Origin of the sequence: Acinetobacter sp. ANC 4178, from assembly GCF_004331175.1 — a bacterium.
Classification (GTDB): domain Bacteria; phylum Pseudomonadota; class Gammaproteobacteria; order Pseudomonadales; family Moraxellaceae; genus Acinetobacter.
This window is the reverse complement of the sequence record NZ_SJOD01000005.1, coordinates 270,497-295,724: the sequence shown is the minus strand read 5'-3', so window position 1 is coordinate 295,724 and position 25,228 is coordinate 270,497. Positions and strand designations below refer to the sequence as shown.

The window sequence follows — 25,228 nt, the reverse complement described above, 5'->3', positions numbered from 1 at the left end:
GATGGTGGCAAAGTAAGCGTCATGTATGCAGACGGCCCATGAGCATCCCTCTGGGCCGTTTCTGTTCTAAAAAGAATTCATTTTCTACCGATTTTTAGGAGATACACATGACTGCTATTACTGCAAGCATGGTTAAAGAATTGCGTGACCGTACTGGTTTAGCAATGATGGAATGTAAAAAAGCATTAACAGAAGCGAACGGTGACATCGAATTAGCGATTGATAACCTTCGTAAATCTGGTCAAGCTAAAGCTGCTAAAAAAGCGGGCAACATCGCTGCTGACGGCGCGATCACAATTGCTCAAGAAGGCAACAAAGCTCTTCTTTTAGAAGTAAACTGCCAAACTGACTTCGTTGCTAAAGACGAAAACTTTGCTGGCTTCTCTGCTAAAGTTGCTGCTGCTGCACTTGCTGCTGGCGAAACTGATGCTGCTAAAATTGCTGAACTTAAACTTGAAGACGGCACGACTGTTGAAGAAGCGCGTATTGCTCTTGTTCAAAAAATCGGTGAAAACATTCAAGTACGTCGTGCTAAAATTGTTGAAGGTGAAAACCTTGCAGTTTACAAACACGGTTTAAAAATTGGTGTTGTTGTTGCTTATACTGGTCAAGCTGATACTGGTAAAGGTATTGCAATGCACGTTGCTGCGTTCAACCCAGTTGCTGTAACTGCTGAAGGTGTTTCTGCTGATCTTATCGCGAAAGAGAAAGAAATTGCTGAAGCGAAAGCGATCGAATCTGGCAAGCCAGCAAACATCGTTGAGAAGATGGTAACTGGTTCAGTTGAGAAATACTTGAATGAAGTTGTTCTTGAGCGTCAAATGTACGTAATTGACAACGACAAGAAAGTTGCTGACGTATTAAAAGCGACTGGTACAACTGTTGCTCAATTCGTTCGTTTCGAAGTGGGTGAAGGCATTGAGAAAAAAGCTGAACTTTCTTTTGCTGAAGAAGTTGCTGCTGCTCAAGCTGCTGCGAAATAATTTTATTTTGCAAAAAAAGCCCCGTTTGGGGCTTTTTTTATATCGAATAAAAAGGATAACAAAATGATGAATAAAACAAATTTAAGAATTGGCGTTGTTATTTTGGTTCTCATTGCTGCCTATCTAGGGATAAACCGAGAACAGCATACGCTTCCTAAAAATGAGTCTTCAACGACGATTTCATCGGAAATAATATCAACGGTTGATGATAGTCAGAAAATACAACAGGCCTTTCAGCAACAGCAAAAAAATGTTCAAGTCCGTGCAAGTGGCGTAGTTAAGGCGATTCTGGCTGATGATCATGAAGGCTCAAGGCACCAGAAATTTATATTGTCCTTACAGAATGGCTTGACTGTGTTGGTCGCGCATAATATTGATTTGGCTCCTAGAATAGAAAATTTAAAAAAAGGGGATGTGGTTGAATTTTATGGCGAATATGAATACAACCCGAAGGGTGGTGTCATTCATTGGACGCATCATGATCCACAGCAGCATCATATCGATGGTTGGTTAAAACATCAGGGCAGAATTTATCAATAAAGAATGAGAGAGCAATTTTGTTCTATACAGCAAAAATAGACATGTTATTTTGCATGTGAAAGTAAGTTTAGCTGACATGAATAAAGAATTAACGAGATGAGTAAAGTGAAGCATGAATTTGTTAAGTTTAAGCATGTCCAAGAATTGGGCGGCTTAGAGTTACTGAATGCTTCTTATGTGCAAAAACAATTCTCTAAACATGTGCATGAAGGTTATTGTATCGGTGTGATAGAGGAAGGGGCACAGTCATTTTATCGTACAGGTGCACTGCATATTGCACCTAAAGGGCATATCATTTTAGTGAATGCTGATGAAGTGCATACGGGTTCATCCGCAGTGGAGACGGGTTGGCGTTATCGCGCCATTTATCCGACACCTGAAATGTTAAGAGATGTGAGTCAGGATTTTTTTCAACCTTCAGGAACGATGCCGTGGTTTCCACACGCCGTGATTCAGGATGAAGGCTTGGCACAACAACTGAGCTTATTGTTCGATTTATTAGAAAATAAAGATAATCAATTATTTAAACAAACATTATATCTGTCCACACTGGCTTATTTGATGTCACATCACAGCCGCACGAAGCTGGGTGAGTTGCCTTTGCCTGAAGCACAAAATCGCATATTGATGATTAAAGATTTATTGGCAAGTGCGCCTGAAAAGGAATATTCACTGAACGAATTGGCGGAAACAGCAGGCTTAAGCCCTTGGCATTTTTTGCGACAATTTAAAAAATATACGGGTCTTCCACCCCACGCATGGCTAATTCAGTTTCGCTTACACCAAGCTAAGCAGCTTTTAAAACGCGGTGAAAATATTGCCTTGGTGGCGGATTTATGTGGTTTTTCAGATCAGAGTCATTTTAATCGGCATTTCAAAAAATCAGTGGGGGTGACACCTTTGCAATATGTGATGAGTCTACGTTAGAGGAAACGACTCTAATTTGAATTTGTTATTTAAGTGATTAAAATTTATCAATTTAATTGAGATTATTTGCTTCGTTTCTACAACATAATCATTTCACAGTAATTCAGCAATTTTGTACAAGATCAGCATGCTGCAAAACACCTATTTTATTGGTGTGTTTATTCAGTAGATGTATTATGGATCTTTCTCAACAGCAATTGACTGCTGCAAGTCATCATAAATCTCACGATTTTATCCAAGGTGCTTTCGATATCGTTCCTTTATCGATTGCGGTACTGCCATGGGGAATTTTAGCGGGTTCAGTTGCCATTGATGTGGGACTGAGCATTCCGCAGGCGGTGGCTATGTCGGCAATCGTGTTTGCGGGTGCCGCACAACTGGTAAGTTTGGGGATGTGGTCTGCGGATGCAACAGTATTGACGATTGCAATTACCGTATTTTTCTTGACCAGCCAGCATTTTATTTATGCTTTAACCTTGCGTAAAGATATCTCGGTTTTGGCGAGTTATTACCGCATTCCATTGGGTTTTTTATTGACGGATGAATTATTTGCAGTCGCCATGACCAAGCAACAGCGTCGTCCATATTACTTATTGGGTGCTGGCTTGTGTTTTTATCTCGCTTGGGTGTTATTTAGTCTCTTGGGAATTTATTTGGCTTCGACTGTTCCTAATTTGTCGAGCTTGCATTTGGATTTTTCTATCGTTGCTGTTTTGGTGGCGATTGTTGTTCCATTTATTAAAAATTGGATGAGTTTAATTGGTGTCATCACCACAATTTTAAGCTCGTTGTGTTTAACCGCGCTGCATATAGAAGCCTCCATTTTAATTTCTGGCATGTTGGGAATGTTTGTTGCGGCGTGTCTGGAGCATTGGGGGCAAGAAAAATGAGTTGGACCTTTATTTTTTTGTTGGCTGCAATTGTGTTTTTTAATCGTTATGTATTTTTAGAACCTAAAGTTGCTCTTCAATTTCCAATGTTTTTCGAACTCATGTTGAAATATTCAGCACCATGTTTATTAAGCGCAATTTGTATGCCGATTATTTTCTTTGATCACGGTGAGTGGAGATCATTGCAGGGCAATAGTTATTTTTATGCGGCGATATTTTGCGTGTTTGTATCCTTATTTTTAAGGAAAGTTTTAATCAGTTTGGCTTTAAGTTTGCTGTTTTTTTATGCATTAGAAGTTTGGGTGTTTTAAGCAAATTTACAGTGGAAGCATGCCGAAAAGCGTAATTCCACTGTGAAAAATTTGCTTATGCGCTAAATGGCGTTCATTTGCGCTCTAGCGTGGGTTTTTAGTTTGGGTATCAGTTTACTTAGATATGCATCCATACACCAAATTGGGCCAATGAGGAGGAATTGGAGGTCTTTGAAGAAAGAAGGTTTCTTTCCTTCAATTTTATGCCCGTAAAATTGCCCAATCCAAGCAAAAATGAACAATGCAATATAAAAACCGACCCCAACAGGTAAAATCAAAATAAGCCATGCCATTACAAATATGAGGGCTGCCATTGCTATGGCTAAAACAATATCGAGTCGACTATAAAAAATAAGGGTGAGAATTACAATGAGGGCAGTCAGCAGTACGCTGAAATGCGCCAAAATGCCAATGATGGAAAAAAGAATTGTCGGTACGCAAAGCCAGTGAATCATTTTATTGGTTTTATTTTGGTGGCTTTCACTGTATTCATCGAACCATTCGTTTATCGTTTTCATGCGTTGCTCCTGCAAATGCTTATTGTATTTTTTATATCCTTGTTCTTGAGAAACTATAAAATAGAAAACAAACGAGGTCAAAATTTGAAATTAAATTTTAGCCCGTTTCTATCATTTGTTTTGTTATGCAGTAACGCAGTTCAATTAGTTTGAACTGCGTTTTAAGTTGGTCTTCACAAATTTAATTTCCTGCATGAAAAATTTCTTTGCCTTCTTTAAAGGTCGCAAGCACTTTAATATTTTTGATCTGATCGCTAGGTACCGTCATCGGGTTCTTATCTAGAATCACAAAGTCAGCTAATTTCCCAGCAGCCAGTGTACCTTTGCTGTCTTCTTCAAAATATTGATAGGCAGCCCAACTGGTCATGCTCTTGAGCGCAAGATAAGGATTGACACGTTGATCCGCACCTAAAATTTTACCGCTACGGGTCACACGGTTTACGGTGGTGTCCAAAGTCATCATGCTATTTGGAGGAATGACGGGTGCATCATGATGTTCGGTAAATAAAATCCCTTTTCTTAAAGCTGAGCCAGTAGGGGAAATATTTTGAGCACGTTGTAGACCTAAAGTCTCATGAATGTGCCAGTCTCCCCAGTAATAAGTATGCAGAGAGAAGAAAGACGGAATGAGCTTCAATTCTTTGGCCTTATCCAATTGGTCTTCGCGCATGGTTTGTGCGTGAATAATCACATTGCGCCGATCTTGGGTTGGAAATTTAGCTGTAGCTTTCTCAATGGTATTTAAATATTGATCAATTGCAGCATCGCCATTGGCGTGCGCTAAAATTTGCCAATTATTTTGAAAAGCTAAATCAATCAGATTTTGTACCGTACTTTGTTGTGGGAAGGCTGCATAACCCCGATAAGATTTTTTTTGACCTTCAGGCGGGACTAGATAGGGTTTGGTGAGCCAAGCAGTTTTACCTTGTGGAGATCCATCCAGACTAATTTTGACGCCCCCAATTCTATAATGGTGTTTATATTCCCGAGTAGTGCCATGTTGCAGCATATAGTTTTTTTCGGTGCTGATATCTGGATAGACCACCAAATCTACTGGCAATTTGCCATTTTTCGCTAAATCTCGCCACATTTCTGAAGTCCCTGCATCTGCTCGACCTTCTTGAATGGTGGTGTATCCATTTTTGACATAAGTCTGAACAGCCGTCAGCGCCATGTTTTCCATGGTTTCGGGTGGCATATGCTGGAAAATTTGGATCATGGCTTTAAAAACTACACTTTCTTCAAGTACACCATTGGGTTCTTTAGAATTAGCTTTACGACGAATAACTCCACCAGTTGGATTTGGGGTTTGGGCATCAATTTTGAGTAGTTTGAGTGCTTTGGTATTAACTGTAGCCAAATGACCAGATTGATGTAAAACAATCACAGGTTGTTCGGTTGAGATTTCATCCAGTTCCTTAGCGGTAGGATGGCGTTGTTCTTTTAATTGGGCATCATCATATCCATTGCCAATAATCCACCCCGAAGCTTGTTGAATAAAGGTGGGATTATTATTTTTCCATGCTTGCATTGCTTGAATTAAAGAGGGGATATCGGTGACTTTGCCATCTGGGGGAGAATAAAGATTGGCAACAGTTTGCTGTAAGCCGACGCTATTAGCATGGCTGTGCGCATCGATGAGTCCGGGAATCACAGTATGATTTTTTAAGTTAAATCGTTGAGCACGCAAATTGAGTCGTTTGGCATCAGCAAGAGAGCCAGTAAATTTGATCATCCCATTTTCGACCAACATCGCTTCTACGTAAGTCGGGGTATCGCCTTGCATAGTAAGAATGGGACCGCCATGCAGAATAAAAGTAGAATCTTGTCTGGGGTCTATTTTTTGACCGCGATGGATATGCTTTGAGATGGAGTAACTACAAGCAGACAATAAAACCGTACTGAGCACAGCAAAAACTTTTAAATGTGAAATTGTTAAATATTGGATTGATTTTGTCATTAGATCGTTTCCCCCCACAGGTCGTCGATTTATTGTCTTTTTTTTAAAATAACATATTAATTAAATGAGAAAATAAAAAAAGCCACTGAGATGTGGCTTTTTGTCAAATGTATTGTGCATCTGTGAAATTAAGAGTTGGGGCCTGCAACGCGTTCAATACTTACTTTTGCTGTCCCTGCATTGGTAATACCAAGCTGTTTGGCAGCACCATAAGAAAGATCGACCACACGGTTGCCATGGAATGGACCACGGTCATTGACTTTAACAACTACGCTTTTGCCGTTGTTTTTGTTGGTCACACGAATGTAGCAATTAAGTGGCAGGCTACGATGAGCGGCTGTTAACGCATTCATGTCAAATGTTTCACCATTTGCAGTTTTACGACCATGGAACTGACGACCATACCATGAAGCTACACCAGTTTGGCTAAATTGACGAACTGTGTTTGACGCAACATCATTTAACTTGTCAATGACTGAAGGCTCATTTGCTGGGATTTCAATTTTCGCTGCAATGGTTTCGCGGCGAATTTTATCTCCAGAACTCTCAGTAATTGAAAGGCTATTTAGATTTGAAAAGTGAGAGTTAAAACTCTGAGCATCTTTGTTTAAAACACGTGCTGCTAAACGTGAATTATCATTGTCATTATTTAATGACGATGATTGAACCAATTCAGCCTCAGACTGGGTCAGGGCGAACGTGGTCGCTATGGCAAGAATATATTTCACTGAAGAATGCATAAAATCTCCTAAAGACGGGTTTGCAGAGTAGTAATTCAGCAGTAAAACCTTGAATTACAAGCAAACGGGTCGATTTATTCACTTGTGCAACTACATTTGACGAGATGGATAATATTCATGCCGCAGTGAAGGTGTCTAGTCTTTATACCGAAATCTTTACAAAAAGTAGGTAATTAAATTGTTTTATGGTTAATAAATATACAGTATTGTAACTAAATATTTAATTTGCACATTTTATGCACATTGTTGCTAAAAAAAAGATTGACATTTTTATTTAAATTAAAAGCTAACCTTAACGGCTAGCGATTTCAGTGCCTAATTGCCATACAGCAGTGGCATACATGCGGCTCTTATTATAAGTGGTAATGACTTGAAAATTCGGGTAAGTAATATAGTAAATCGAGCCATAATTCTCTTGAAGTTGAATGACATTAACCATATCTAAATCATCAATTTGCACCACTGGATTGATGGGTGAAATACCCTGCGGTTTTAATACGCCGTAGGGGGTCGGTTGTTCTAGATTTTTAGCAATAATGGTATCAGGGGTTGAACCTGTATAACGTGCAGCAAAACCAATCGGTTGATTTCGTTGCCAGCCATGTTGTGCTAAATAGTTTGCAATAGAACCAATGGCATCGACGGCTGAATTTCTCAGGTCAATATGACCATTACCATCGTAGTCCACACCATATTTAGGAATGTTACTGGGCATAAATTGTGGATAGCCAATTGCACCAGCATAAGACCCTACAACAGAGTTTGTCGGCACACCGTCTTTATACGTCCATGCAATCAGTGCAGACAGTTCATCTTGGAAATAGGCAGCGCGACGTTCATAGCCAAATGCAAGCGTTGCTAATGCGTCTCGGGTAATGAAATTACCTTTATTGGCACCAAAACCTGTTTCTACGCCTAAAATGCCCAAAATTACCGATTGTGGAACACCAAATTGCTGTTCAGCTCGGTTTAATGTGTCTGCATATTGATTTTTGAATTGAACGCCACGTTGAATGGTGCTTTCCGACATGAAATTGGTTTTATAGTCATACCAGGGTTTACTTTCACCTGGTCGGTTCATAATATTGATAATGTTTGGAAGATTGCGGGAGCCATTCATTGCCCAATCGACTTGCTCAGCAGTTAAACCATAGCTTTGCATGGTTTTTTGTTTAAAACTGGAATATTGAGGATCATTTGCAAAATCATTGGCTTGGCAAAAACTGGTAGCTGAAAATGTACCAATAAGTAAAAATAAACGCTTCAGTTTTTTATTAATAGACAAATGTGTCATATAGGTTAAATCCTAAAAAATTATCGATGTGTATGAATTGACATCACAACGCCAAAAGTGGCCATTAAAGTAATAATTGCAGTACCGCCATAACTCATAAAAGGTAAAGGCACACCCACTACGGGTAAAATACCACTGACCATGCCCGCATTGACAAAGACATATACAAAAAATGACAAAGCAAAACTGCTTGCCACTAAACGGCCAAAGTTATGAAAACTGTTTAATCCAATTTGAAACGTTCGGCTAATGATCGCAAAGTACAATACAATCAATATGATAATACCAATTAGCCCAAATTCCTCAGAAAATGCAGCAATAATAAAATCGGTATGACCTTCTGGTAAAAAATGTAAGTGCGATTGAGTGCCTAATAAATAGCCTTTACCCGAAATGCCGCCAGATCCAATCGCAGTTTCTGATTGAATAATATTCCAACCTGTACCCAGTGCATCGGCTTCGGGATGGATCAAAGTTAACACCCGTTGTCGTTGATAATCATGCAGTAAAAATTGCCAAGCAATAGGAATAATCAGTGCTGCGAGTCCGAATGCAGTTGCAATTAAACGCCAAGATAAGCCACTGAGGAATAAAACAAAGATCCCACTGGAAAGTACCAATAATGACGTACCAAGATCGGGCTGTTCAGCAATTAAAATAAAAGGGATGCCAATAAAGATCAGACAAATGCCAATCTGCCCAATTTTTGGGGGTAGTGGTCGTCTTGCTAAAAACCATGCAATCATCAAGGGCATGGCAATTTTCATAAATTCACTGGGTTGTACGCTACCTAGCCCAGGAATGTCAATCCAGCGTTGTGCACCTAAACGTACTTCGCCAAAGAGTTTGACCCCAATAAGTGACAACAGTGCCACTATATATAGATAAGGTGCAAAAGATTGATAAACCTTTGGTGGAACTTGAGCCAAACCTAACATGGTGAAAAAACCAATGGTGAAACTAATGGCTTGTTTGGACACTAAACCCCAATCTTGCTCTGAAGCGCTATAGAGCACCGTTAAGCCTAATAGTGCAGTGAGCAATAAATAGAGGCATAACCATGGGTCGAGGTGCAATTTGTGCCACTTCGAAGGTAATGAAGTTGTACTTAAGCCGTCACGGGGTGCATGACGTAAGAATTTGGACTGTGGAGGAGTAGTCATGGAAGATATGGATAGAATAAAGTTTTAGACAGTATTTTTCGCCTGCTACCTTATACCTGTGTGTACAGACTGTATATCAATATTTAGCAATAAAAAAACCTAGCAAAAGCTAGGTTTCCGATAGTTTAATTTTCTATCAATGATGGAATAGAGTATCGTGATACTCTGCCAAAATAGTGAGTTCTTCCTTGGTTAAGTGAGGGAAGATTTTATCAATTGCGATATGCACTGCTTTAATAACCGCTGCAGAGCCAATATCCGCTGCTTTACGTTTAATCATGCCTAAATCGAGGGTTTTGTTAAAATCATTCATGAAATGACGTACAGTCGCTTCTGCGAACTGTTTGTACAATTCAACCAAAACGGCTTTATTGGTATCACCACCTGCACGAATATCAGCAAACGAGGTCTTTAAATTAGTCACCAAGCTGGCATCTAAATTTTCACCTACGCGATATTGACCTTGTGCATCTTTGAACAAGCTTTTTTCAGAAAACTCAATCGATTGTTTCACCACATCATTGGACGCTTTACTTAAAAGTTGTTTCAAGAGCACCGCAACAGTTGATTTAATGTAACCTGCCAATTTTTCCGCAGTATCACGTTTATCACTCGGCGGAAAACGACGAACTAACTCCGTTAAAATGGCGTCAATAATTTCATCATTAATCAATAAAGCAGTTTGGTCACGTAAAGGGTAGAGCACTTCACTCGAATTTTTCTTTTGCTGGCCAGTTTGAATACTATTTAATAGTGTTTCAGAAGGGACAAAACCAAAAAAAGGCATTGTTATTTAACCTCAGTATTATTCATTTTATTGTCGCGCCAAGCGAATTGGGCGAGGCATCCATGTTAAATCCGATACTCGACAAGGGTTGATGTCTAAACCACCTCGGCGGGTATAAGCTGCATAAACCATAAGCTTTTCAGGCTGTAGATTTTGCCAGATATCGGCAAACATCTGTTCAACACATTGCTCATGGAAACCATTATGCTGGCGGTAAGAGATAATATAGGCTAAAAGTGAACGATAACAAGGCTTTTTACCCTGATAACGGATAAATACCGTACCCCAATCGGGTTGACCTGTCACAGGGCAGTTACTGCGCAGTAAATGTGAATAGAGTTGTACTTCTAGATTGTCTGTATTTTCACCATCGAAACTGAGCAGGGAAGCATCGGGTTGATTTTCCAAACGTTCAGGGACGAAGTCATCAATACAGATGCCTTCGGGCTGATGAATGGCTAAATCATCCACTTGGAACAATTGAATTGTTACTGTAGCACCTGCTGCCGCAGATAAATCTTTTTCTACAGTAGCTATAAATGTGGCTTCAGAGTCGAATTGGGTAAAGTTAAGACTATTAAAATAAAGTTTGAGTGATTTGGACTCAATTAAATTGGGTGAAGATGCTGGCAGCGTTAAGCGACCAATCGCAACTTGTGGAATACCTTGCGCATTGAGCCAAGAGATTTCAAACACATGCCACCAGTCTTTGCCCTGTTGAATGCCTTCAATATGGGCATAGCTTGAACGTGATTGTGCACGAGCAATCGGAAAAAGAATATCTGGTTGATATGTTGATGGATATTGGGTGTCTTTACCGAGTAAAGAATGTTCTACACTCATTATTCACGCATTCCTGAGCCACGAGAAAGTAAATAATACGCTATACCATAAAGGACAGCGCAACATAAAGTCACTACGGTGAGTGAAATAGAAACGTTCACATCACTATGACCTAGAATTCCGAAACGGAAAGCGTTGACCATATATACAATAGGGTTAATTAAAGAAAGATTCTGCCAAAATGGGCTAAGTGCACTGATGGCATAAAACACACCGCCTAAATAAGTTAAAGGGGTGAGTACAAAAGTTGGAATAATGGAAATATCGTCAAAAGATTTGGCATAAACAGCGTTAATAAAGCCGCCGAGTGAAAAGAGTAATGAGGTCACAATCACTGTATAGATAGTCACAAACCAGTTGGTAATATATAAGTCAGTAAAAAATAAGCTCATGGCGGTGACAATAATACCCACCAATACTCCGCGACATAATCCGCCCAACACATAACCCCAAAGGACTAAATGTAAAGGGACTGGACTCATAATCAATTCTTCAATACTTTTTTGGAATTTGGCACTGAAGAAACTAGAAGAAACGTTGGCATAGCTATTGGTAATCACCGCCATCATAATTAAGCCGGGTACAATAAATTGCATATAGCTAAAGCCGCCCATTGAACCAATCCGTGAACCGACTAAATTACCAAAAATCACAAAATATAGACTCATGGTAATGGCTGGTGGTAATAGGGTTTGCGGCCAAATTCGCATAAAGCGGCGAACTTCTTTATGCACTAATGTGAAAAGGGCAACACGCATTTGAGTCATGTTCATGGTGTCGCTCCTTCCAAATTTTTCTCCACAAGTCTGACAAACAGCTCTTCTAAGCGGTTAGATTTATTTCGCATACTACTCACTTGAATACCTTGTGCTTCAAGTAACTGGAATAATTGATTTAAGGTGTGGGCTTTGTCCATGGTGACTTCAAGGGTGACGGGATCAATTAAATTGAAGCGTACCCCAATAATATCAAGATGTAGGGGTTGAATTGGCTCAGCCAAGTCAAAAATAAAGGATTCTTCGTGTAATTGATTAAGGAAGGCTTTCATTGTGGTGTCTTCTTTAATCACGCCACGGTCAATAATCGCAATGCGACGACACAACATTTCAGCTTCTTCTAAATAGTGTGTCGTTAAAATGATGGACGTCCCATTTTCATTCATTTCAGTCAGAAAGTCCCACATTGAACGACGTAGCTCAATATCGACACCCGCAGTAGGTTCATCCAAAATCAAAAGTTTTGGTTCATGCATCATGGCACGAGCAATCATCAGTCGGCGTTTCATACCACCTGACAACATTCGACCTTGGGTATTACGTTTTTCCCAAAGCCCTAATTTTTCTAAATAATGTTCGGCACGTTGCTCAGCAATTTTACGAGGAATACCGTAATAGCCTGCTTGAGTCACCAAAATATCGAAGGTTTTTTCAAACTGACCAAAGTTAAATTCTTGTGGCACAACACCTAGGCATTGTTTGGCATGTGATGGGTGCGTATCAAGATTATGACCAAAAATTTCGACAGTGCCCGCGGTCTTTTTGGTTAAAGAACTAATGATACCGATGGTCGTCGATTTGCCAGCACCGTTCGGTCCAAGAAGTGCATAAAACTCACCTTCTGGTACGGTTAAATTAATTCCTTTAAGGGCTTGAAAGCCATTACGATAAGTTTTGGACAAATCTCTGATCAGTAATGCATCGGTCATGAAGTTCTCACAGCATATAGAGTGTGACTATTGTGAGCGATCTTGATGAATAAACCAAGTAAATTACAGGGAATACTGCGTTGCATGCTTAGAACATTGATTAAACTCTAAGCATAAAAATGAATGATTTATATATAGTTGCTTTCACTTCTTTATTTTTTTGCTATCATGTGCACGCGCGCTCATAGCTCAGTTGGATAGAGTACAAGTTTCCGAAGCTTGGGGTCGTGGGTTCGATTCCCGCTGAGCGCACCATATATCATTATAAAATCGATAATTTAATACTACTTTGGCGTAGTGGCGTAAAAGTAGCAATAAAAAACCCCGCTAAATTTTGCGAGGTCTTCCAGTCCGTATTTTCAAATCTTACACTTAGCTATTTCAGCCCCTTGAGCTAAATTCCATCATCTGCCTTTTGCTATTTCGGTGATGTACCGTAGTTTTGGAATTCCTTTTAGGCACATAATAGATGTTGTGAGATAACTCATTTCGCAGACTTAAAAGTTTGCTGGATTTAAAAAATAGGCTTAATCATAAATGATTAAGCCTATTTTTTATGTATCAAAGGAAAGTGTAAAACTACTTTGCTTTTTTCTTATTGGTTTTTTTAAATTCTGCATAAGCTTCTTCGGCAAACCGACGTAAAGAGCTTCCAATTGCAGCATATTGAAACTCATTTAAATTTGCCAATGATGCTCGAGCAGATGGATGTTGAACGCCAAAACCAGAACCAGGTAACAGGACTACACCAGTTTCGTCAGCGACACGGAATAATAATTCTGTTGGATTCTTATTTTTCATAATCCACTCAGCAAATTCATCGCCATATAAGGTACGAGAGGTCTTTTCCAAATTCACCAATGTGTAGTAATCGACAGCATTTGGATCCTGTGGAATTTCTACACCAAGTTGACGATACAGGGCGGCATCACGTTCACGAACCACGGATTTAACCGCTTTTTTGTAGTTTTGGCGTGAATCCATCATATTAAATAGTGCAAAAAGCACCATTTGAACTTGTTGTGGTGTTGATAAGCCAGCAGTGTGATTTAATGCGACATTTCGACTATCGGCTACAAGGCGATCAATAAATTTGATACTCGAAGGATCGGTTGTAAGTGAGGAATAACGTTCTTCGAGTTCTAACTTATCTTTTTTAGAGAGGTCGGCAATTTTCTTATCTAAAATATTATTGTTACTGAGTGCAATAACACCAAGTCTCCAGCCTGTAGCTCCGAAATATTTCGAGAATGAATAAACTAGAATGGTGTTGTCAGGGCATATCGCAAATAAGGATTTAAAATTATCTGCAAATGTGCCATAGACGTCATCTGTAAGAATAATCAGGTCAGGTCGTTTTTTGACAATATCCGCCAAAATCGCTAAGCCTTCATCACTCATTTTTACAGATGGTGGGTTACTTGGATTCACTAAAAAGAATGCTTTGATAGACGGATCTTCCAGTTTTCGTAATTCAGACTCTGGATATTGCCAGCCTGCATTTGGATCGGCTTCAATCAGGACTTCTTCCAGTTGGTAATCATTGAGTTTCGGAATTTCAAGATAAGGGGTAAAAATTGGAGTACCAATTGCGATACGGTCTCCTGTAGAAATGATTTTGTTTTCTTTTAAGGAGTTAAAAATATAGGCCATTGCAGCCGTGCCACCTTCAACTGCAAACAAATCTAACCCTTCTTTAGGCATTCCTTGTACGCCCATTTCACGTAACACATATTCTTTAATGATTTCTTCACTAACTCTAAGCATTCGATCTGGCACAGGATAATTACAGCCTAAAATCCCTTCGACCATTTCAAGTAAAAATACATCTGGATCTAGTCCTAACTGATCACGGACATAGGAAATTGCTTTACCTAGAAACACAACACCGGGTTTGTCTCGATTTTCGAGTACGAAATGGTCAAAGCGTGATTGCAAGCCTTCAGATCTAGGAAAACCACCTAAACCTTCTGGCATATAGGAGAATGAAAATTCTGACTCAGTTGCTGAGAACAAGCCAAGCTGAAAAAAAGCACGGCGTGGTACCGTTGCAAGAAAGTTTGGATTTCCGCGCCCCGCATTGAGCATCATACGGTCAGTATGGCTTTGTGCTAAAGCAATGAGTTTATCTTTAAGTTCAAATGGGCTTAGTTTTGCATATTTTGAGTAATCAACATTCCCCATAGGAAGTCTCCTTAATTATCGTGAAGTGTAAACGTTTTAGATATAAAAAATTGTTTAAGCCAAACCTACAATGAGTGGCCCGAGTAAGGTTAAAAATACATTCGCTAGTGCATAGGTAATGGCAAATGGTACGGTTGGAATAGAGTTGCCTGCTTTATCAAGTATTCCACCGAATGCAGGATTGGCACTACGCGCACCTGAAAGAGCACCTGCCATGACTGCCACATTGTCATAACGAAGCACATAGCGTGCAAAGAACATAGAGAGTATTAACGGTACAAGGGTAACAACGACACCAATCATAAATAAAGAAAGACCGCTTTCTTTAATGGTTTGAATGGCTTGTAAGCCAGACTGTAAACCGACTGCGGCAACAAAGCCTGCTAGGCCTAAATCTTTCAGCAATTGTGATGCTGCTAAAGGCATATTGCCGTGAACTTTATTACGACTACGGAGCCATCCAAATAACAAACCAGACAAGAGCGCGCCACCACCTGCACCAAGCGTCAGAGGAATATCGCCAACTCGAACCACAAATAAGCCGATCAGTAAGCCAACGACTAAACCTGCACCATGAAAAATCCAGTCTGTTTTAAGGCTTTCAGGTAATGCTTTACCTGCTTCTTTGATTAAACGTTCTAAATCGCTTTTAGTCCCGTAAACCGTAATAACATCACCTTGTCGAAGAATTGTGTCATCACTTAAAGTTTGGGTTTCTTCGTTGCGCTTAATGCCAAGAATATAAATGCCGTGTTTGAGATAGGCAGGGGTGTTGGCTTTGACATCTCCGAGCGTACGGTCAATATATTTAGAATTTCTAAGAATGACGTCTGTTGTTTCCATGACCATCTCCATTCCTGAAGAGGACTGGAGTTCGCTACCAATATGATCTGCTATAGAAACGACACTGGCACGACGACCAACTATTAGGACCACATCATCAGTTTGAAGTGTAATTTCGGGGCTAACATCAAGCAGCTCATCTTTTCGTTTTAGCCGTTCAATTGTGGTACTTGGCGCTTTGGCTTCAATTTCAGCAACAGTTTGTCCTACACCTTGTTTAACTTTATAAATTCGCCCCACAATTTCTGGCATTGCAAGTTCTTGACCAGGTGCGAGTTCAAAAGCACCTTTTAGACGCTCGGCTTCTGCTTTTAAAGCAGCATCGTGAATTTCTTGCCCCATAAATTTTGGCAAGATATTCACACAGATAATAATTGCGCCCAGTGAGCCAAAAATATAGGTCACGGCATAGCCAATCGCGACATTGGCTTGAAGTTTCTGGATTTCTGCAAGAGGTAAGTCTAGTCGAGACAGGGCATCACCAGCCGTACCAATAATTGCAGATTGAGTCATACCGCCTGCAGCTAAACCTGCGGCTAAGCCTTTATCTAAATTAAAAATCTTTGCCATCAGCAAAACAGTAATCAGTCCACTAATGGCCATAAATACTGCAAGTAAAATTTCTTTTAAGGATTGTGGTCCCAGTGATTTAAAAAATTGAGGTCCACTTTCAAAACCCACGGCATAAATAAATAGTGCGAATAGAATCGCTTTTACGCCATTATCAACGGGTACACCAATTAAACTTAATACAACAGCGACGAGTAAAGAACCAGCCACACCTCCAAATTGGAATTTTCCAAATTGAAACTGACCAATCCAAAAACCAATAGCAAGGGATAAAAACAACAGTATTTCAGGACTATGCTTTAATTCAGTTTGTAACCATTCAATCATGTGGATAGTCTCACTTTATTATTGGGTCAATATACTTCGTTAAAATCTATTTATTTTTCGAGTTTTTTAAAAATACGCTGTGAATAAGATTTCCGCAAATGAATTTCCAGTTACATTTTTTGATTGTGGTTCATATGGGTTTTGATTAATTGTTTATTTTTATTCTACTATTTATTTTAAATGGATGGCTTTTGAAGACCTGTAATTTTTAAATTTATGATTTTAAATGCTTTATTTGATTATATGTTTTAAATTGATTAAATTTTAGGGTTCTAAATTTATTGCGGATTTTTGTTCCATTAATTTTATATTAAATACTTGATATTAAATATTTAATTATTTATTAATGGGTGGTAAAGTATGATGAATTGTTTTAAAAATGTATCATTTAGTAAACAATAGGTAAAAGTGAGTAAATTGAGTATTTTATACTTTATATAATTTGATCTTATTGTAATAAATAAAAAACTTTTATAAATATAAGCATGAATATGAATAAAGTGTAAAAGATGATGCGAAATGTACTTTTGGTCGCTTGAGTTGTAGTTATTTGAAATAAAAAGAGATAAATAACTGAATAAAAAGTTCAGCTCACATATTTTTTATTTTAATTTTGGCGGGGTACTAGTACATGATATTAATTAAAAATTGAATGTGAATGGTAATTTTTGGTAGTGAATTAAATAAAAATCAAAACAATTTAAAGACTTAAGTCATCTGGTGAATGCTGCGAATACAGTTTTGACACCAAATGCCTCAAGTGCAGACAATGAAATCACTTGATTAATAATTATTCAATATGTTTTTAATATGCTCCTTGTAGCTTAATGTCACAGTGACTTGTCAAATAAATGGCATAGACTTATAGTGAAACTACAGTAGCTAGCAACACAAAGAGCTACGAAGTAGTTGGACGGATCATTGACAGCTAATTGAATTTGCAACGTTAAGTTCAAATAAAAAATCAGCACTAGCCATCCAACATAAAAGAACTCGCAGAAATGCGAGTTCTTGCTGTTTTAAGGCTTTATATTTTACAACAGCATGTATTGCATAACTTATAACAGGCATCAATCTTTAATTTTATTCTAACTCAACGTCCACATCATATTTTTTCAGTTCTAAAATCAGACTATTCATCATTGTAACTACATCCGTATGGAATTGTTCAGAATGCAATTCTTTTAAATGTGTTCCATCAAAATAACTGATCGAAATGATTTCCCAATGTTGCATTACTTCAGTTTGTTGAATCTCTAAACTTTGCAGTTGCCACTGTCTGTTCATTTGTGGTGGAACAACACTGCGAATAATCAGTTGTGAAGTGCATTCCAGAGCTGAATCAGCTGGAAAGGTAATAACCCAATTGCCAACTTTTTTAAGATGTGCAGGATGCTCATCTGGATGAAAAACTAAAATGTGTGGCATTATTTTAGAACCTAAATAGCTCTATTTCATCGAAATTTAGGTTTAAAACTATATGACTTAGGTAGGGAAATAACCTACAAATAATCCAAATATTGGACATATCAACTGATTGTTTGGCACCAATTTGTTGATTTATCAGATAATTTTTCAATTCGTTTATTCATAAGTAAAACACTATTTATAATAGCCTAAAACAAAATACGTCTTAGAATTTCACGCTGGGTTAAGTCGTTGCAGTGAAAAATTAATTTGATGCAAAATTCGATTCAGTTCTTTGGGCGGGATGCGAGTTTCCTGTAACTGGGTAATCCATTGCATCTGGCATAATTTGAGCGCACGAATATCCTCTGATCCTTGAATGCGCAGAATCAGTTGTTTTGCCATGAGCCCACAGTATTTTTGCAGTAGTTGCGCCATCAAATATTTAACATCATCAAAATCCAGAGCGACTAAATCTTCAAATTTAACTTCATCTTCTATAGGTAAGTTAGGTTGAACGATTTGCTCTTCACTGAGTTGTACAGTCTGTGGTTTGGGTTCAGTAATTTCTAATTGAATAGGCTGTTGCATTTTTTCAGTTAGACTACGGGTAAACGTATTTTGCTGAGCTGTATGAAGTGTTGTAGTTTGAATTTGATCGGTGGTCTCAGCCAAGGACTGAATACTGGAAGCCATAATTAGCCCCATTTCACTCAACTGTTCAATGAGTTCTGGTGGGGCAAGGCGCTGTTTGAAGATTTCGTTCATGGCGTCAAAATCTTCAGTTCCGATAAGAACCAGCAAGCGACGCTGTCTTGCATTTAATTGCAAGGTACGTTGTTTTAGTGCGGCATGTCCTAGTTGTGTTTTAGAATAGTGAATCATGTCTTAATTTATTCCATGAGATAAATTAAGCAGACTATACTGCGTGAAAATTACACTATTGTTAAAATTTAATTACAAATCATTGATTTATAATGTGACTAAATTCGCATTTTCTAATGCCTTACGTAGGTAGGGATCAAGCTCATCTTGACGGAGTAACCATTGGATATAGTCCGCAGGTAGATCTACAATATTGGTACCGCGATGTTTGCCAAAGTTAATGCTTCGTGGAATTCTCGCATCTTCAGAAGCGGCATAAAGTTCTTCAATACTATTAATATTTAGTTGATGAACAATGTGCATTAAAATGTTGGCAGTCAGAATAATGTCCATATCCGCACGGTGTGCTTTTTTAATCATTTCTCGGGCTTTTTCACTGCCTTTACTGATCATATAAATTAACGCTGAGATATTATGTGCTTCAGCATCCGGCCAGACGCGACGCGCCAGTGCCAATGTACAAATTGCTTTAATTGAACTGGTATCGACACCACATTTTTCAATTGCACGAATATCATAATCAACATTATGACCAATAATATAGTGTGTATCCGTCGGGAGGGTAAAGGAGCTGTAATGAGGGCGATCAATCAGGTCGGATTCTAAAATATGATGCACTGCCATAGCTGCAAAAGAGATTGGCTCATCCACGCTATAGAGTTGGTCGAATAGTTTAGATTTATCTAAAGTCAGTTTTCCATTTTCAACTTCAATAGGCGCATATGCAATTTCAATGGGTTGACCATTTAAGGTATGAGTTTCTGTATCCAAAATAATGGCATGCATATAAAAATCCTAAAGTGCAGCAGAATGCCTCAATTTAACATTTTCAGGACTTATGAAACAAATTTAATATGCCGATGGGCGCGGATCATTTGGGGAAATGTCGAAAATATTTTTAAAATTTAAGTTGTATAACTTGAATAAAAATAAAATTGAACAAGCGGATAAAAAAGAGTAAAAATAAAGGCTTGCTGAGTACCTAGCAAAAACAATAAAAAACTGAATAAGGATATAAATGATGCAGAGAAAAATGCTGATCGCCGTTTTGACCAGTACGGCTATGCTACTAAGCGCATGTCATGATGATGATCATGATACTTATAATTCGGGGGATAATATTCCCAAAAATAACATTGCAAATCCCGTTGTAGCTACACCGACCGCTTATAACCTTACTGACATGTCTGCCACAGCGGGTCAAAGTGTAGTCATGACTTATAAAATGCTCGGTATTAATAATAAAGAAGTGCAGGCCACGGCTTTAGTTTTTACCCCAAAAACAGCACCACCTGCCAAAGGTTGGCCAATTGTGGTGTGGGCGCATGGTACGACGGGCGTTGCGGATATTTGTGCGCCTAGTCGTAGTCAATTAAATAGCTATATTAAAGCGATGATTGATGGTTTGTTAGCAGCAGGTTATGTAGTGGTTGCGCCTGATTACGAAGGTTTGGGTGAGCCAGCAAATAATGAATTACATCCTTTCTTAAATGTAAAAAGTGAGGCATTTTCAATTACCGATGCCGTTGTGGCAGCGCGAAATTATTTAGGCAACAAAGTGTCGAATCGCTGGATGACTGTCGGGCATTCGCAAGGTGGGCACGCTGCTTTGAGTGCAGCGCAATATCAGTCTAGAGCACAACTGGACTATAAAGGAACCGTAGCGGTTGCACCTGCGTCCAATCTTCAATTGATCTTGCTTGCAGGGGAGAGTCTTGCAGCTCAACAAACCGATTTAACCGATAAAATTACCACGCTGGCTTCCTTAGATACTTTTACCGCTTTAATTACTGCGGGCTTACGTAATCCAAATCCAAGCTTGCAATATAGCCAAGTGTTTAAGTCCCCAACCGATAAAATTGCCGACAATGCTGAAACGGATTGTTACCCCTCTTTGGAGCAAGAGTTTGGTGCAGATATGAATACTTATGCAAAAGATAATGCAGATGATATTACCAACTACCCAAGAACACAAAGTGGCTTTATGACCTTATCTCCTGTGAAAAAGTTCTTAGATACAGATTCACAGCCTCTTCAGGTTAAAATAAGTACGCCTATTATTATTTATCAAGGCGTGTTGGATACTACGGTTCCAAAAGTTGCAACCGATACGCTGTTAAGCGGAGAGGCTGCGAAAAACTCATCTATTTCTTATCGGACAGGTGCAACTTGGGATCATGGTACAGCTTATGTGCTAAATATTCCGAATATTTTGACAGATGTACAAACATTAATGCCAATTCAATAAGTTGAGTTGAACAAGAGAAGCTTATGTTTTTTATCGACATGAGCTTTTTTTTATGTAAAACAGAGCAAACATCGTTCTCAATATTTGCAAACTTCGTGCTACAATACGCGCCAATCTTAGCACGGCTTAAAAGCCCTAAATATATAGGACCTCGCTAATGTTTGCCAATATCTCTATTGCTGAATTTGATCCAGAATTAGCTCAAGCAATTTCTAACGAAGACGCTCGTCAGGAAGCTCATATTGAGTTAATCGCATCAGAAAACTATTGCTCACCAGCAGTGATGGAAGCTCAAGGATCAAAACTCACTAACAAATATGCAGAAGGCTACCCAGGCAAACGCTACTATGGCGGTTGTGAATATGTAGACGTGATTGAACAATTAGCAATTGACCGTGCTAAAGAGCTTTTTGGCGCAGATTACGCAAACGTGCAACCACACGCGGGTTCACAAGCAAACTCTGCGGTTTACTTAGCGCTTCTTAACCCAGGCGATACAGTTTTGGGTATGAGCTTGGCTCACGGTGGTCACTTGACTCACGGTGCTAAAGTTAGCTTCTCTGGTAAAACATATAACGCAATTCAGTACGGTTTGAACCCTGAAACTGGCGAGATCGATTACGAAGAAGTTGAGCGTTTAGCTCTTGAACACAAGCCACGTATGATCGTTGCTGGTTTCTCTGCATATAGCCAAATCGTTGATTGGCAGCGTTTCCGTGACATCGCGGACAAAATTGGCGCTTACTTATTTGTAGACATGGCACACGTTGCTGGTCTAGTTGCTGCGGGTGTTTACCCAAGCCCAGTGCAAATTGCTGACGTAACAACAACAACGACGCATAAAACTTTACGTGGTCCACGTTCTGGTTTAATCCTAGCAAAAGCGAATGAAGAAATTGAGAAAAAACTTCAATCAGCTGTATTCCCAGGAAACCAAGGTGGCCCATTAGTTCATGCAATCGCAGCAAAAGCAATTTGCTTTAAAGAAGCGATGGCGCCTGAATACAAAGAATATCAACAACAAGTCGTTAAAAATGCTCAAGCAATGGCTGAAGTATTAATGGCTCGTGGTTATGATGTTGTTTCTGGTGGTACAGAAAACCATTTGTTCTTGTTATCTTTAATTAAACAAGACATTACTGGTAAAGATGCAGATGCTTGGTTGGGTGCTGCTCACATCACTGTGAACAAAAACTCTGTACCAAATGATCCACGCTCTCCGTTTGTTACTTCTGGTATCCGTATTGGTACACCAGCAGTAACAACTCGTGGCTTTGGTGAAGCAGAAGTTCGTGAATTAGCAGGCTGGATTGCTGACATTCTAGATTCAAAAGGTAGCGAAACTGTGATTGCGACAGTTAAAGCGAAAGTTGAAACTGTGTGTGCTAAGTTCCCAGTATATGCAAAATAATTAGCAATATGCTTGAGAAGCCTCCCTCAAGGGGGGCTTTTTTTATATCTATACAAAATGCTTATCATCATCATTCTTCATTTTCTGCTATAAATAAATCAGTAAGTGAAAATAAAGAACAAACAAATCATTACTTCAACATGATTTTTTAAAGAAGGACGGTTTTATGGATAAACCTACCATTATTGTTTCTGAACAAGACCTGAATCGTTTAGAGACCATGTTAGAACACCAATCAAAATTAACGCCAACTATGGAACATTTGGAAGAAGAGTTGGCACGTGCAAATGTTGTCGCTCCCCAAGATGTTCCTGCCAATGTCGTGACGATGAATGCACGTGTGTTGGTAACCATTGCACCAGATACAACGGCTACAGAAATTACCTTGGTTTATCCGCATGATTTTCGTGGCGACAAAGGACAGGTCAATGTGTTGGCGCCAGTAGGTGCAGCAATTTTGGGATTGTCTGAAGGACAGGAAATTCAATGGCCGCAACCTGATGGACATTTAATGAAAGTTAGAATCGAACGTGTATTGTATCAACCTGAACGTGAAGGCGATTATTTATAGGTTTGGTACTCAACGCATGGAATTAGGTCAAATCTGGTCTGTCGAAAAGCCATCATAATGTTATGATGGCTTTTTTATGAAATCTTAGAATTTATCTCTAGATGGATTCTCTAAACAGTTGTGGAAAGGCGTTTTTATGCGTGGTTTATACCTCATTACCAATGATGATCCGTTAAATGTATTGCTAGAAAAATTACACGCAGCTTTGGCAACGGAACAGGTTGCAATTCTTCAGTATCGCCGTAAAAAAATAAGTCAGGCGGATCAGCCTGCAGAAGTTGAGCAAATTAAAGCAGTATGCGAGCAGTACACTGTGCCTTTTGTGATTAATGATGATTTGGCTCTTGCACAACAATACGGATTGGGTGTGCATTTGGGTCAAGATGATGGTGAAATTGCCGATGCAGTTGCTCGTTTGCCACAAGGGGTGATTATTGGGCGTACCTGTTTAAATTCTATGGAATTGGCTGAAAAGGCGATTTCAGAGGGCGCGACATATGTGGCATTTGGTGCTGTCTATGCAACTGCAACCAAGCCAGAAGCAGGTAATGTAGGTATTGAAGTGATTGCACAGGCAAAGCAGAAATTTGCAGTGCCGATTTGTGCAATTGGTGGTTTAACTGTTGAAAATTCAGCACCTGTGATTACTGCGGGCGCAGACCTTTGCGCGGTCATAAGTGATATATTAGCGCTGAATGTAGCTGACATCCCATCCCGTGTGCATGCATGGGCTCAGTTATTTGCGAAAACAGCATAATGTTGTAAGTCGATTATTTTCTATTTAGGTTGAGTAAATTCATGAGTTTATCTCCAAAGCAAGAACAACTATTTAAACAAGCCAGCAAACATATTCCAGGTGGTGTGAATTCTCCTGTACGTGCATTTAATAGCGTGGGCGGTACACCCATCTTTATTGAAAAAGCACAAGGGGCTTATTTGTTTGATGTGGATGGTAAGCGCTATGTGGATTATGTTGGCTCTTGGGGGCCAATGATTCTTGGTCATGCCCATCCCGCTATTATTAAAGCGGTTCAAGAGGCTGCGGTAGATGGTTTGAGTTTTGGTGCACCGACAGTACATGAAACGACTTTGGCTGATGTGATTTGTGAAATTATGCCATCCATTGAAATGGTGCGTATGACCAACTCAGGTACTGAAGCAACCATGACTGCGATTCGTTTGGCACGTGGCTATACAGGTCGTGACAAAATCGTGAAGTTTGAAGGCTGTTACCACGGTCATTCTGACTCATTATTGGTAAAAGCGGGTTCAGGTTTATTAACCACAGGCGAAGGGGAAGCAACCTCTGCGGGCGTACCTGCTGATTTTGCCAAACATACCTTAACCTTACCGTATAACGACATTGCTACCTTAAAAGAATGTTTTGCTAAATTTGGTTCTGAAATTGCTGGAGTAATTGTAGAACCTGTAGCGGGCAACATGAACTTGGTAAAACCTGTGGAAGGTTTCTTACAAGCCATTCGTGAAGTCTGTGATGAACATGGTTCAGTGTTCATTATTGATGAAGTAATGACAGGTTTCCGTGTTGGTTTGGGTGGTGCGCAAGCGCATTATGGTGTAACTCCTGATTTAACCACTTTAGGTAAAATTATTGGTGCGGGTTTGCCAGTAGGTGCTTTTGGCGGTAAACGCGAAGTGATGGAATGTATTGCACCTTTAGGTAAAGTGTACCAAGCGGGTACATTGTCGGGTAATCCACTCGCAATGCGTGCGGGCATTGAAATGTTCAAACATTTACGCCAACCTGGCTTCTATGAAAACTTAATCGCTCAATTAGAAAAGCTTTTGGCAGGATTACAACAAGAAGCTGATGCTGCTGGTATTCCTTTCAAAACTCAACAAGCGGGCGCAATGTTTGGTCTTTACTTTACCGATCAAGAAGACATCACCAGTTTCGATTCAATGCTGAAATGTGATATTGCCGCATTCCGTAAATTCTTCCATGGTATGTTAGACCGTGGCGTGAACTTGGCGCCATCTGCATTTGAAGCGGGCTTCATCTCAAGTGCACATAGCGATGAAGATATTGCATTTACGATTCAAGCTGCAAAAGAAACTTTTGCTGAAATGAAAGCATAAATTGTAGTGAAAGTTGAAAAA

The 25,228-nt window shown here is 39.3% G+C and carries 24 protein-coding genes and 1 tRNA gene; 11 read left to right on the top strand and 14 right to left on the bottom strand.

Annotation, left to right across the window (positions count from 1 at the left end):
• Positions 1 to 107: 107 nt before the first annotated feature.
• The 5 genes from tsf (at position 108) to E0H87_RS12360 (ending at position 3,651) form a co-directional block, all read left to right on the top strand.
• Entirely contained in the window at positions 108 to 983 is an 876-nt protein-coding gene (gene tsf, locus E0H87_RS12380) for a translation elongation factor Ts (RefSeq protein WP_131323882.1), read from the top strand.
• A 63-nt stretch (positions 984 to 1,046) separates the two neighbouring features.
• On the top strand, positions 1,047 to 1,523 hold the full coding sequence (locus E0H87_RS12375; protein WP_131323881.1) for a DUF3465 domain-containing protein: 477 nt from the start codon (positions 1,047 to 1,049) through the stop codon (positions 1,521 to 1,523).
• Between the two features lie 96 nt (positions 1,524 to 1,619).
• On the top strand, positions 1,620 to 2,450 hold the full coding sequence (locus E0H87_RS12370; protein ID WP_131323880.1) for a helix-turn-helix transcriptional regulator: 831 nt from the start codon (positions 1,620 to 1,622) through the stop codon (positions 2,448 to 2,450).
• Between the two features lie 176 nt (positions 2,451 to 2,626).
• On the top strand, positions 2,627 to 3,340 hold the full coding sequence (locus tag E0H87_RS12365) for an AzlC family ABC transporter permease (protein WP_131323879.1): 714 nt from the start codon (positions 2,627 to 2,629) through the stop codon (positions 3,338 to 3,340).
• Positions 3,337 to 3,651 carry an AzlD domain-containing protein gene (locus E0H87_RS12360; protein ID WP_131323878.1) on the top strand — a complete coding sequence of 105 codons (315 nt, stop codon included), beginning with the start codon at positions 3,337 to 3,339 and terminating at the stop codon, positions 3,649 to 3,651. Before E0H87_RS12365 ends, E0H87_RS12360 begins: the two co-directional genes overlap by 4 nt.
• Before the next feature lie 62 nt (positions 3,652 to 3,713).
• On the opposite strand, the gene E0H87_RS12355 is transcribed toward E0H87_RS12360, so the two are convergent.
• The 9 genes from E0H87_RS12355 to E0H87_RS12315 form a co-directional block, all read right to left on the bottom strand.
• Positions 3,714 to 4,169 (bottom strand): DUF962 domain-containing protein, encoded by a 456-nt coding sequence (locus E0H87_RS12355; RefSeq protein ID WP_131323877.1) that lies wholly within the window; start codon positions 4,167 to 4,169, stop codon positions 3,714 to 3,716.
• A gap of 181 nt (positions 4,170 to 4,350) precedes the next feature.
• Positions 4,351 to 6,129 carry an amidohydrolase gene (locus E0H87_RS12350; protein ID WP_131323876.1) on the bottom strand — a complete coding sequence of 593 codons (1,779 nt, stop codon included), beginning with the start codon at positions 6,127 to 6,129 and terminating at the stop codon, positions 4,351 to 4,353.
• A gap of 128 nt (positions 6,130 to 6,257) precedes the next feature.
• The gene (locus E0H87_RS12345) at positions 6,258 to 6,869 is read right to left on the bottom strand and encodes a septal ring lytic transglycosylase RlpA family protein (protein WP_131323875.1); all 612 of its coding nucleotides are present in this window, start codon (positions 6,867 to 6,869) and stop codon (positions 6,258 to 6,260) included.
• Between the two features lie 292 nt (positions 6,870 to 7,161).
• Positions 7,162 to 8,163, bottom strand: a complete 1,002-nt coding sequence (gene mltB, locus E0H87_RS12340) for a lytic murein transglycosylase B (protein ID WP_131323874.1) — start codon at positions 8,161 to 8,163, stop codon at positions 7,162 to 7,164.
• A 20-nt stretch (positions 8,164 to 8,183) separates the two neighbouring features.
• On the bottom strand, positions 8,184 to 9,326 hold the full coding sequence (gene rodA, locus E0H87_RS12335) for a rod shape-determining protein RodA (RefSeq protein ID WP_131323873.1): 1,143 nt from the start codon (positions 9,324 to 9,326) through the stop codon (positions 8,184 to 8,186).
• Between the two features lie 136 nt (positions 9,327 to 9,462).
• Positions 9,463 to 10,113: a hypothetical protein gene (locus E0H87_RS12330; RefSeq protein ID WP_131323872.1), complete on the bottom strand. Its 651-nt coding sequence runs from the start codon at positions 10,111 to 10,113 to the stop codon at positions 9,463 to 9,465.
• A gap of 27 nt (positions 10,114 to 10,140) precedes the next feature.
• Entirely contained in the window at positions 10,141 to 10,956 is an 816-nt protein-coding gene (gene queF, locus E0H87_RS12325; RefSeq protein ID WP_131323871.1) for an NADPH-dependent 7-cyano-7-deazaguanine reductase QueF, read from the bottom strand.
• Positions 10,956 to 11,729 (bottom strand): ABC transporter permease, encoded by a 774-nt coding sequence (locus tag E0H87_RS12320; protein WP_131323870.1) that lies wholly within the window; start codon positions 11,727 to 11,729, stop codon positions 10,956 to 10,958. Before E0H87_RS12320 ends, queF begins: the two co-directional genes overlap by 1 nt.
• Complete coding sequence (locus E0H87_RS12315; protein ID WP_131263771.1) at positions 11,726 to 12,661, bottom strand: ABC transporter ATP-binding protein; 936 nt, start codon at positions 12,659 to 12,661, stop codon at positions 11,726 to 11,728. Before E0H87_RS12315 ends, E0H87_RS12320 begins: the two co-directional genes overlap by 4 nt.
• 178 nt (positions 12,662 to 12,839) lie before the next feature.
• Between E0H87_RS12315 and E0H87_RS12310 the strand changes: the two genes are divergently transcribed.
• Positions 12,840 to 12,916, top strand: a tRNA-Arg gene (locus tag E0H87_RS12310).
• A gap of 324 nt (positions 12,917 to 13,240) precedes the next feature.
• Here E0H87_RS12310 and E0H87_RS12305 read toward each other — a convergent pair.
• The 5 genes from E0H87_RS12305 to E0H87_RS12285 all read right to left on the bottom strand — a co-directional run bounded on the left by E0H87_RS12305 (position 13,241) and on the right by E0H87_RS12285 (position 19,663).
• Complete coding sequence (locus E0H87_RS12305; RefSeq protein WP_131323869.1) at positions 13,241 to 14,845, bottom strand: bifunctional aspartate transaminase/aspartate 4-decarboxylase; 1,605 nt, start codon at positions 14,843 to 14,845, stop codon at positions 13,241 to 13,243.
• A 54-nt stretch (positions 14,846 to 14,899) separates the two neighbouring features.
• Positions 14,900 to 16,585 (bottom strand): aspartate-alanine antiporter, encoded by a 1,686-nt coding sequence (gene aspT, locus E0H87_RS12300; RefSeq protein WP_131323868.1) that lies wholly within the window; start codon positions 16,583 to 16,585, stop codon positions 14,900 to 14,902.
• Positions 16,586 to 17,668: 1,083 nt separating this feature from the next.
• Positions 17,669 to 18,013, bottom strand: a complete 345-nt coding sequence (locus tag E0H87_RS12295; protein WP_131323867.1) for a hypothetical protein — start codon at positions 18,011 to 18,013, stop codon at positions 17,669 to 17,671.
• Between the two features lie 213 nt (positions 18,014 to 18,226).
• Entirely contained in the window at positions 18,227 to 18,877 is a 651-nt protein-coding gene (locus E0H87_RS12290; RefSeq protein ID WP_131323866.1) for a hypothetical protein, read from the bottom strand.
• 87 nt (positions 18,878 to 18,964) lie between these two features.
• Positions 18,965 to 19,663, bottom strand: coding sequence for a putative quorum-sensing-regulated virulence factor (locus E0H87_RS12285; protein ID WP_131323865.1), 699 nt, complete (start codon positions 19,661 to 19,663; stop codon positions 18,965 to 18,967).
• A 235-nt stretch (positions 19,664 to 19,898) separates the two neighbouring features.
• On the opposite strand from E0H87_RS12285, the gene E0H87_RS12280 reads away from it, so the two are divergent.
• The 5 genes from E0H87_RS12280 to hemL all read left to right on the top strand — a co-directional run bounded on the left by E0H87_RS12280 (position 19,899) and on the right by hemL (position 25,207).
• Positions 19,899 to 21,125, top strand: coding sequence for an alpha/beta hydrolase (locus tag E0H87_RS12280; RefSeq protein ID WP_131323931.1), 1,227 nt, complete (start codon positions 19,899 to 19,901; stop codon positions 21,123 to 21,125).
• A gap of 157 nt (positions 21,126 to 21,282) precedes the next feature.
• Positions 21,283 to 22,536, top strand: a complete 1,254-nt coding sequence (glyA, locus tag E0H87_RS12275) for a serine hydroxymethyltransferase (RefSeq protein ID WP_131323864.1) — start codon at positions 21,283 to 21,285, stop codon at positions 22,534 to 22,536.
• A gap of 166 nt (positions 22,537 to 22,702) precedes the next feature.
• Positions 22,703 to 23,107: a nucleoside diphosphate kinase regulator gene (rnk, locus tag E0H87_RS12270; RefSeq protein WP_131323863.1), complete on the top strand. Its 405-nt coding sequence runs from the start codon at positions 22,703 to 22,705 to the stop codon at positions 23,105 to 23,107.
• 136 nt (positions 23,108 to 23,243) lie between these two features.
• The gene (gene thiE / locus E0H87_RS12265) at positions 23,244 to 23,864 is read left to right on the top strand and encodes a thiamine phosphate synthase (RefSeq protein WP_131323862.1); all 621 of its coding nucleotides are present in this window, start codon (positions 23,244 to 23,246) and stop codon (positions 23,862 to 23,864) included.
• Positions 23,865 to 23,905: 41 nt separating this feature from the next.
• Positions 23,906 to 25,207 (top strand): glutamate-1-semialdehyde 2,1-aminomutase, encoded by a 1,302-nt coding sequence (gene hemL / locus E0H87_RS12260; protein ID WP_131323861.1) that lies wholly within the window; start codon positions 23,906 to 23,908, stop codon positions 25,205 to 25,207.
• Positions 25,208 to 25,228: the final 21 nt, after the last annotated feature.